This is a genomic window from Mesorhizobium sp. L48C026A00, assembly GCF_000502375.1.
Taxonomy (GTDB): Bacteria; Pseudomonadota; Alphaproteobacteria; order Rhizobiales; family Rhizobiaceae; genus Mesorhizobium; species Mesorhizobium muleiense.
In genome coordinates, this window is sequence record NZ_AYWU01000068.1 from 1 (window position 1) to 7,706 (window position 7,706).

At 59.7% G+C, this 7,706-nt stretch carries 4 protein-coding genes and 7 pseudogenes; 4 read left to right on the top strand and 7 right to left on the bottom strand.

The features are described from left to right. Positions 1 to 108 precede the first annotated feature (108 nt). Together X738_RS79905 and X738_RS85740 are read left to right on the top strand one after the other, a co-directional pair. Positions 109 to 1,432: pseudogene (locus X738_RS79905) on the top strand (IS5 family transposase); the annotation flags it as partial. 179 nt (positions 1,433 to 1,611) lie between these two features. Then, positions 1,612 to 1,959 (top strand): amidase family protein, encoded by a 348-nt coding sequence (locus X738_RS85740; RefSeq protein WP_023804142.1) that lies wholly within the window; start codon positions 1,612 to 1,614, stop codon positions 1,957 to 1,959. A 52-nt stretch (positions 1,960 to 2,011) separates the two neighbouring features. On the opposite strand, the pseudogene X738_RS89510 reads toward X738_RS85740, so the two are convergent. The 6 genes and pseudogenes from X738_RS89510 to X738_RS88630 all read right to left on the bottom strand — a co-directional run. Then, positions 2,012 to 2,260: pseudogene (locus X738_RS89510) on the bottom strand (CoA transferase); the annotation flags it as partial. Positions 2,261 to 2,365: 105 nt separating this feature from the next. Next, positions 2,366 to 3,136: pseudogene (gene istB / locus X738_RS79910) on the bottom strand (IS21-like element helper ATPase IstB). A 213-nt stretch (positions 3,137 to 3,349) separates the two neighbouring features. Continuing rightward, positions 3,350 to 3,934, bottom strand: a pseudogene (locus X738_RS79915) (sigma factor-like helix-turn-helix DNA-binding protein); the annotation flags it as partial. 140 nt (positions 3,935 to 4,074) lie between these two features. Continuing rightward, positions 4,075 to 4,493, bottom strand: a pseudogene (locus X738_RS88615) (CoA transferase). A 59-nt stretch (positions 4,494 to 4,552) separates the two neighbouring features. Continuing rightward, positions 4,553 to 5,167: a CoA transferase gene (locus X738_RS88625; RefSeq protein ID WP_051408017.1), complete on the bottom strand. Its 615-nt coding sequence runs from the start codon at positions 5,165 to 5,167 to the stop codon at positions 4,553 to 4,555. A 314-nt stretch (positions 5,168 to 5,481) separates the two neighbouring features. Continuing rightward, positions 5,482 to 5,863, bottom strand: a pseudogene (locus tag X738_RS88630) (CoA transferase). Here X738_RS88630 and X738_RS88640 point away from each other — a divergent pair. After that, on the top strand, positions 5,828 to 6,031 hold the full coding sequence (locus X738_RS88640; protein WP_280812024.1) for a hypothetical protein: 204 nt from the start codon (positions 5,828 to 5,830) through the stop codon (positions 6,029 to 6,031). The pseudogene X738_RS88630 and the gene X738_RS88640 overlap by 36 nt on opposite strands. Beyond that, positions 6,009 to 6,637: pseudogene (locus X738_RS79925) on the top strand (IS6 family transposase). The gene X738_RS88640 and the pseudogene X738_RS79925 overlap by 23 nt, the downstream one beginning before the upstream one ends. 57 nt (positions 6,638 to 6,694) lie before the next feature. Here X738_RS79925 and X738_RS79930 read toward each other — a convergent pair. After that, positions 6,695 to 7,600: a 3-hydroxyacyl-CoA dehydrogenase NAD-binding domain-containing protein gene (locus X738_RS79930; protein WP_023804149.1), complete on the bottom strand. Its 906-nt coding sequence runs from the start codon at positions 7,598 to 7,600 to the stop codon at positions 6,695 to 6,697. Positions 7,601 to 7,706 lie beyond the last annotated feature (106 nt).

Consider the following 7,706-nt stretch of genomic DNA (forward strand, 5'->3'; position numbering starts at 1 on the left):
AAGGCTTCAATGTAGTCGCGACCCGTGCGTGCCCGCCCAATCGCGCCCGCGACTACACAGAACCCTCCAGATTCACTCGGTCGGCGGCGGCGAATCGAGGGGGACGCAGTGTCCAGGCCACACGAGAAGCGCGAGACGGGAGAGCAGGATCTTTTCCGCTCCAGGCTCGATCAGATCATCAACATGAAGCACGAGCTGGTGTGCCTGGCGCAGGCGATCGACTGGCCGGTGCTGGAGGCGCGTTTCGGCGCGGTCTACTCGGACGGTCCCGGCATGCCGCCGCTGCCGACCCGGCTGATGGCGGGGCTGGCGATCCTCAAGCACACCTTCAACCTGTCGGACGAGGTGCTGTGCGAGCGCTGGATCGAGAACCCGTATTTCCAGTATCTGTGCGGCGAGGAGTTCTTCCGCTACGACCTGCCGTTCGACCGCTCGTCGATGACGCGCTGGCGCAGCCGCATGGGCGAGGAGCGGATCGTCGCGCTTTTGCAGGAAAGCCTCAGCATTGCAGTCAAGACCGGGGCGATGAAGCCGACCGACACGCGCCAAGTGATCATGGACACGACCGTGCAGCCGAAGAACGTGATGTTCCCGACCGACGCCAAGCTCATCCATCGCGCCCGCGAGCGGCTGGTGCGGCTGGCGAAGAAGACGCGGCTCGACCTGCGCCAGACCTATGTGCGGGTCGGCAAGCTGGCGCTGATCAAGCACCAGCGCTATGCGCACGCCAAGCAGTTCAAGCGGGCCAACAAGGCGCTGCGCAGGCTCAAGACCTATCTCGGCCGGACCATTCGCGACATCTCCCGCCAGATCGCCGGCGATACGCAACTGGACGCGCTCTTCAAATGGTCGCTCTACCAGGCCGCCACCGTTCTCGAGCAGCGTCAGCGCCAGCGCGGCCGCAAAATCTACAGCCTGCATGCGCACGAGGTGGAATGCTCGGTAAGGGCAAGGCGCATGCGCCCTTACGAGTTCGGGGTGAAGGTGTCGGTGGCCACCACGCTGAAGCGCTCAAAGGGTGGCCAGTTCGCCCTGCATGCAAAAGCGCTGCCCGGCAATCCCTATGACGGCCACACGCTCGCAGCGATCATCCCTGACATGGAAAAGACCATCGGCAACGAGATCAGCCGCGTTCTCGCCGAGGCCGGCTATCGCGGCCACAATGCACCGGAGAGCCACAAGTTCAGGGTCTTCACCAGCGGCCAGAAACGCCGTGTCACCCCAGTCATCAAGCATCAAGCGCCAGATGCGCCGCCGCTCCGCGATCGAGCCTGTGATCGGCCACATCAAGGCCGAGCACCGGATGGGCCGCAACTACCTCGCCGGCAAGCACGGCGACGCCGTCAACGCCATCCTGGCCGCCGCCGGCTACAACTTCTCCCTCCTGCTCAGGTGGCTGAAGGCTCTTTTGTGGCTTCTCTTCGCCGCCCTCCACAGTCAGCCGAAGGATCTCGAAGCCTCATCCCTCTCATTGTTCACGGCCGACCAAATACGAGCAACGGACCTGGAAAAGGATGAAGTGACCCAGTTTCCGCGTTACAGAGGCCCGTGTCGCAACAAAAGGGAAAAGCAAAAGTCCCTGTTTCCGGACGTTTGAAGAGGAGGTGCAGTATGAAACGGTCGTGTGCGACGCCGACCATCCCTACCTGCATTCCGACCTTGGCGGAAACCCGTATAGAGCATCAGTCAGTCGTCGGTGAAGGCAAGGCGGCTAAGCTTTGGGCCAATACCGGGATTTTCAACTACCTTGGCTTTCCAACCGTAAGCGTGAGTTGCGGTTTCGATCCAAACGGAATGCCGATTGGTCTCTCCTTTACAGGGCGTCCATTCGGTGAGGCAGGTATTCTCAAATTGGCGGACGCTTATCAACAGGAGACCGATTGGCATAAGCGTCGTCCAATATTGCCGGCTCAAGATAAGATATCGAGTGAGGTTGGGGTCACATTGATTGAGCGGTAAGGAAATTGAGGTAACAGCGCGCCCCATGACCATGAGTGCACCGGACCTACGACAAACCTTTAAGGCCCTCGACCCGGGCGAATCGGGGCAGGTCTCGCTCAGACGCGCTGACCAGAAGGCTCCGGCCTGAGGCCGTTTCATAGAGGCAGTTCAGTGCATCATACCCCTTGGAAGCCGGGCCGGATGGCTCATCGAACGGTCCACGCCCTTCATAGTCGTAGCAAAACGGAATCTGCAACAGGCCGGAAAGCGCCGACAGCGACGTATGGGCACGCCCTGCTTGGCCAGTCCTTCCCTTCTTGCGCATTTCGCAAAAGCCGAACAGGGGTTCCGCTAATTCCCGGACAGTGGTTTCGCTAATGTCGGGACAGTTTGGCGGCGACGGTCCTCGGGTGCCTTGTTACGTTCATGGATGATTGATTTCGCCGTTTTCGGTGCCGGTCAAGAGGGGCGCGGCCTTTTGCTTTCGCATGCTGTCGCCCTGAAGCACGATGCGGTGGGCGTTGTGCACGATCCGGTCGAGAATGGCGTCGGCGACGGTGGGGTCTGCGATCAGGTCATGCCATCTGGCCACCGGGACCTGGGCGGTGATCAGGGTGGATTTGCGGCGATAACGTTCCTCGACGATTTCGAACAAAGAAGCGCTGTTGATCGGTGATGCTGTGGGTTCCGAAGTCATCGAGGATGAGCAGTTGGACGCGGGTGAGCTTTTCGATGAGGCGGGGAAAGCGGCCGTCGAGGCGGGCGAGCGCCAGGTCCTCGAACAGGCGCGGCACGCGCACATAGAGCACGGAATGATCGAGCCGTGCCGCTTGCCGACCGAACAGGCCAACCATGACTTGCCGGTGCCGGTTTGCCCCGTGACGATCAAATTCTCATGCGCTTTCAGCCATTCGCCCTGGGCGAGCGCCATGGTGTTGCGCCGATCGAGCCCGCGCGGCGTGGCAAAGTCGATGTCTTCGATGCAGGCTTCGGGAAAGCGCAGCTTGGCTGCGGCGAGCTTGTTCCTGACGCGCTTGTCGGCCCGCATGGCGACCTCGCGATCGAGCATCAGGCCGAGCCACTCGTCGTGACTTAGGTCGCCAGCACTGTCCTGCTCGGCAAGCTCCCGCCAGGCGGCCGCCATGCCGGCGAGCCCGAGGGCATGCATCTGATCAAGTGTTGGGTTTTTCAGCATTCTTTGTTCCTTTCCTTCACTGGTAATAGGTACCGCCGCGGATGTTGGGGTGCGCAGGCGTCGGCGTAGCTTGCTCGGGCGGCGCGCCTACCCTGTCGAGGCCGGATTTGAGGATCGCGTTGACGGAGGAGTAGGCGATCGCGTTGATGAGGAGCGCCCGCTCGCAAGCTGCCTCCGTCCGCTCCGGCCCATAGCGCGGCGACAGCGACAGGAGTCCGGCAGCTTTTGGCTGGAGCTGGCAAAGGCGAAGGTGAGATTGGAGGCGCCTAGCACCGCGACAAAGATCTGGGCGGCGTGGATGACGCCGGTAACAGGCTCGATGATCGGCACCGTGTGCCCGGCATAGTCGGTCTGCATCACCGCGCCGGCCTCGTGCCGGTTGCGGAATGTCGTGTTCGTCCGGCGTTCGAACGCGGCGAAGTGCTCGCAGAACCAAGTGTAGCCATAGCCGTCGGGATGGGCAGCGCGATACTTCTGCCACAACAGCGTCAGTGTCACGCCCTTGCGCTTCAACTCCCGGGCGACCAGCGCAAAGTCCGGTCCGCTCAGGTCTTGCGGCGGACGACCGGCACGGCCGAACAGCAGCCGCTCAAGCGTAGCGTCGTCGTGGCCCGGCGGCAGCGGCCAGCCTGACAGCCCGGCCTCCCGCGCCCGCAGCAAATAGGTCGATACTGTCGTCTTACTGATCTTCAGCCGTTCCGACACCTCACGCACCGAAAGACCCTGCTCATGGGTCAGGCGCAAGATCGCTTGGATATCCCTCACGCTCGTTCGTGTCGCTTGCTTCCGTCTCGGCATAGCCCCTCTCAACATCATCGTGAGAGACCAAATCGCCAGAACGGCGCAGCCGAGAAGCGACCGCTTAATCCGCTCCCGAAAAACTGTCCGGGATTTAGCGGAATCGCTGTCCGCAAATTACTGAAATCACTGTCCGGGATTTAGCGAAAAGGGTGTCCGGGAATTACCGAAACACGCACCTTCTGGAACAATGCCACGGCGATGCCGAGAGCCGCGCTCAATCCGCCCATCACATCCAGCGTTCCGACGGGCACGTGGTTCTCGGGCGTCTCACTCGAGCCACCGAATCTTAGCATGATACCGGTCGCCGCCTGGACATTGTTTTCATACCCGAGATACTCGCTGCGTGAGCCGCGCCGGACGCCACCGAAGCAGTCCAGCTGACAGAAAATCACGTTCGGATTGAGATCTTTCAAGCTTTCCCGGTCGAGCCCCATGCGCTTGACCTCCGGTCCGACGCATTCCGTACCACGACATCAACCGATTTCACCAGGCGTTCGAAGGCCTCTCGACCGCCAGACGACCCAACGTCTACCAGAGCCGAGCGCTTGCCGCGCAAATGATTAAAGCCGTAGATTACAGTTATCGAGGGCTCATAATGTGGACTGGCGGATCGATTTAATTAATCACCTCTGCTCCGAACCGGGCTAGATATGACGTCGAATGCGGGCCAGCGACAACATTAGTCAGATCCAAAATTCGTACGCCGTCAAGCCATGCTTTCGGTCCATCGGACGAGCGGAGCGTGGGCGCCTTTCCAGGCATTGCCGAGAGTGCGGCGATCGCCTGGTCAAAGGTGACCCATTTTCTCGGCGCCGGGTTCAACATCGCTTCCCCGCTTTCCTCTAGCCAGACCATAGGTCCGGGCTGGGTCATCTGACCATAAATGGGATCGTCGACCTTAATCATCAAACCCGCAGAAGCTGCGTGGTCGTCGCCGATCCATTCCTGCGACCAACGCTGCGGCGCGGCGGGAATGAGTCCTTCCCCGAAGATGGACTCCCATTCTGTTGACGTCCGGCCTAAAAAAGCGGCCTTCATCCTTTCAGTGATCTTGTCGGCCCAGTCTCTCGGCAACGCATCGAACGAAACGTCGGATTGCCATTCGCTGAATGGAAGATAGACATCCTCCTCCTCTGCCAGCCCCTCGGCCACCAACTCGTCGTAAAGTCCGAGCACTTTTAAGCAGCGAATCGGATGATGTTTGTGGCTAGGACAGAGGACATAAAACATACGGCCATCCTTGCACTTATAACTACGGCAAAATGGATTGAGCAGTTCCCGTGTGGACTCGTAGGATAGGTCCATCGGTAATGCTTTTTCGAGCCGGCGTTCAACCTCGATCTCAGTTTGTGATTTGTAGCGGGACGGGAGATCGCTGATGCTGATCGAGTTTAGGAAAGACCCTCCATCACCGCGCATGCGAGAGGTACCTCGATCACGTCACCGATTCCGCTGTGCTCCCGCGCCTGAAGCGCCAAGACGACTGCAGATGCGGCAAGCAGCGTGCCGTAAGCGGAGGCCGAGGTAGCGGCGAAAAGGACGGATTAATCTCCATCAGAGAGAGAGAGAGAGAGAGAGAGAGACAAAACACTAAACACGCCGGAGGATGCGGCAATGACAGATTCGAAGGCGCGCCACTCGCGACGGAGCTGATCATTGGAGGAAAAGCCTGGAATGGACACGGCAATCAAATCGCGCCGGGTCTCTCGAATCGCCGTGAAGTCAATGCCGAGCCGTGCAAGCACACCGGGGCGAACATTTTCGATGACTATGTCCGCTTCACCAATGAGTGCCAGCGCCTGGGCGACACCCTCTTCGGACGACCAGCTTATTTCGATTGAGGGTCGCATTTGCCGGGCTCTCCCAGAGCGGACCAGATGGCGGATCGATATGCACGACCGTTGCGCCAAGATCGGCAAGGATCATCGCCGCTGCGGGACCAGCAATGTACTGCCAAAATCAACAACCTTTATGCCGGAAAGAGGAAGGAGTGAACGTCGCATGTTTATCTCTTTGCCCTTGGAAATTGGTTGCATGCTGAAACAGGGTATTGCCAAGCTGTTCGATCGTTCTGTTCGCGCTATGTCCACCTGATGGCGCTTCCGACCAACATGCGCGCCTCAAGGGCTTTCGTTTTCCTCGGGAAATTATCGCGTATGCGGTGTCGGCCTATAACCGGTTCGCCCTCTGCACCGCCGACGTGAAAGACCTGCTTGCGGAGCGCGGGGTCGTTGTCAGCCGGGAGACGATCCGGCTTTGGCTCAATCGCTTCGGCCGGCATTTTGCCGATCACATACGGCGCGATAGCAGTGCGCGACAAGTGCACCTCGATGAGGTGGCGACACTATCCAGGGCATGAGACACTGGCTCTGGCGCGCCATCGACGCGGATGCGATGTGCTCAACATTCTGGTGCAGCCACGCCGAAAAGCGAAGGCCGCAAGGTGTTTTCTGCGCGGACTGCTTGCCCGGTTGGGCACGCCAAGGGTGATTGTCACCGGCGAAACTGCGCAGGTACGTTAAGCCGATCCACACCCTTGCGCCGGACGCAGAGCGTTGGGCGGAGAAGCCGCCTGCCCCCCGCGACCAGATCATCTGATTTTGCACCCGTCACCACAAACTCTCCGCTGCATCCTATCGCCACGCCAGGGCTGACGCGTTCAACCTCTGGGCTGACTACTCCACTGAAATGGTTGCCTGATCCTCGACCAACTGCTCGCGTGCTTCCAGCTTCCTACAATTTGGCACGAGCTGAACCTCAGATATTTTCGACTGCACGTCGCACTGCAATTAACCGCTTCTCCCATGCGTCTTGGGTGAGCCTCTTCGCGCGCGCTGCCAAAAGTTGCGGACGAAGGATGTCGCGCAGTGCATCGGTTAGCAGTGGACCGGGCAGGCGGCTCCAGTCAGTCTGCATCAGTATCGACCACCTTTCTTCATCTATCTCGCCCGGGGCCTCCCGCTGATCTACCCAACCCAATTGGGCCTCACATGGGCCTGAAATGCCATAGCGGAGACCAGGTCCGCCCTTAATGATGTTGTCGATCTCTTCCATCGTAGCCTCGCCGGCCGCGATCATGTGGAACGCCTCCCGCCACATCGCGGCTTGCAGGCGATTGCCGATAAAACCCGGAATGGCATGCGACATTACAACCGGTTGTTTGCCGATGCTGCGGTAGAATTCGACCGCAGCTTCAAGTCTTTCAGTCGGCATTTCAGGTGTGCCGACGATCTCCATTGCCGGGACCAGGTGGGGAGGGGAAAAAGGATGTGCTACGAGGAGGCGACCCGGATTGGGAATGTCTCTAGCGATATCGGCTGGCAAAAGTCCTGATGTGGAGGAGGCGATAATCGAATCGAGCGGCCCTAGTCTGGCAATTTCCCGGACCAGCGCTCGTTTGAGATGTATCTGTTCCGGGGCATTTTCCTGAACGAGATCTGCCTCGGCCACCGCCTCACCCAAACTGGCGCAAAGTCGAAGGCGCGTACGCACAATTGGCATTCGAAGCTCTCGCAATTGCGGCTCGTAGCGGTCGAGGGCGGCCAATAGGCGATCCTGCCAACCCGTTGCCGGGTCCCAAGCGGTGACCTCATGCGTGCCGGTAATGAACAATGCCACCCAGCTCGCGCCTATGGTCCCTGTGCCAATGCATGCGATGCGCATAGATTACCTCATATCAATGGATATGGAGAGTGACTTCTCGAGTGGGCTGCGAGAAACCTGATGAACTTGAAGCGATGACAACTTAGGCGCGAACGGACTCAAGCGT

Excerpts from the sequence above, each read along its gene's own strand:
- X738_RS88640 (WP_280812024.1), top strand. The coding sequence starts at position 5,828 with ATGCACGACCGTTGCGCCAAGATCGGCAAGGATCATCGCCGCTGCGGG.
- X738_RS88625 (WP_051408017.1), bottom strand. The coding sequence starts at position 5,167 with ATGTTTTATGTCCTCTGTCCTAGCCACAAACATCATCCGATTCGCTGC.
- X738_RS79930 (WP_023804149.1), bottom strand. The coding sequence starts at position 7,600 with ATGCGCATCGCATGCATTGGCACAGGGACCATAGGCGCGAGCTGGGTG.
- X738_RS85740 (WP_023804142.1), top strand. The coding sequence starts at position 1,612 with ATGAAACGGTCGTGTGCGACGCCGACCATCCCTACCTGCATTCCGACC.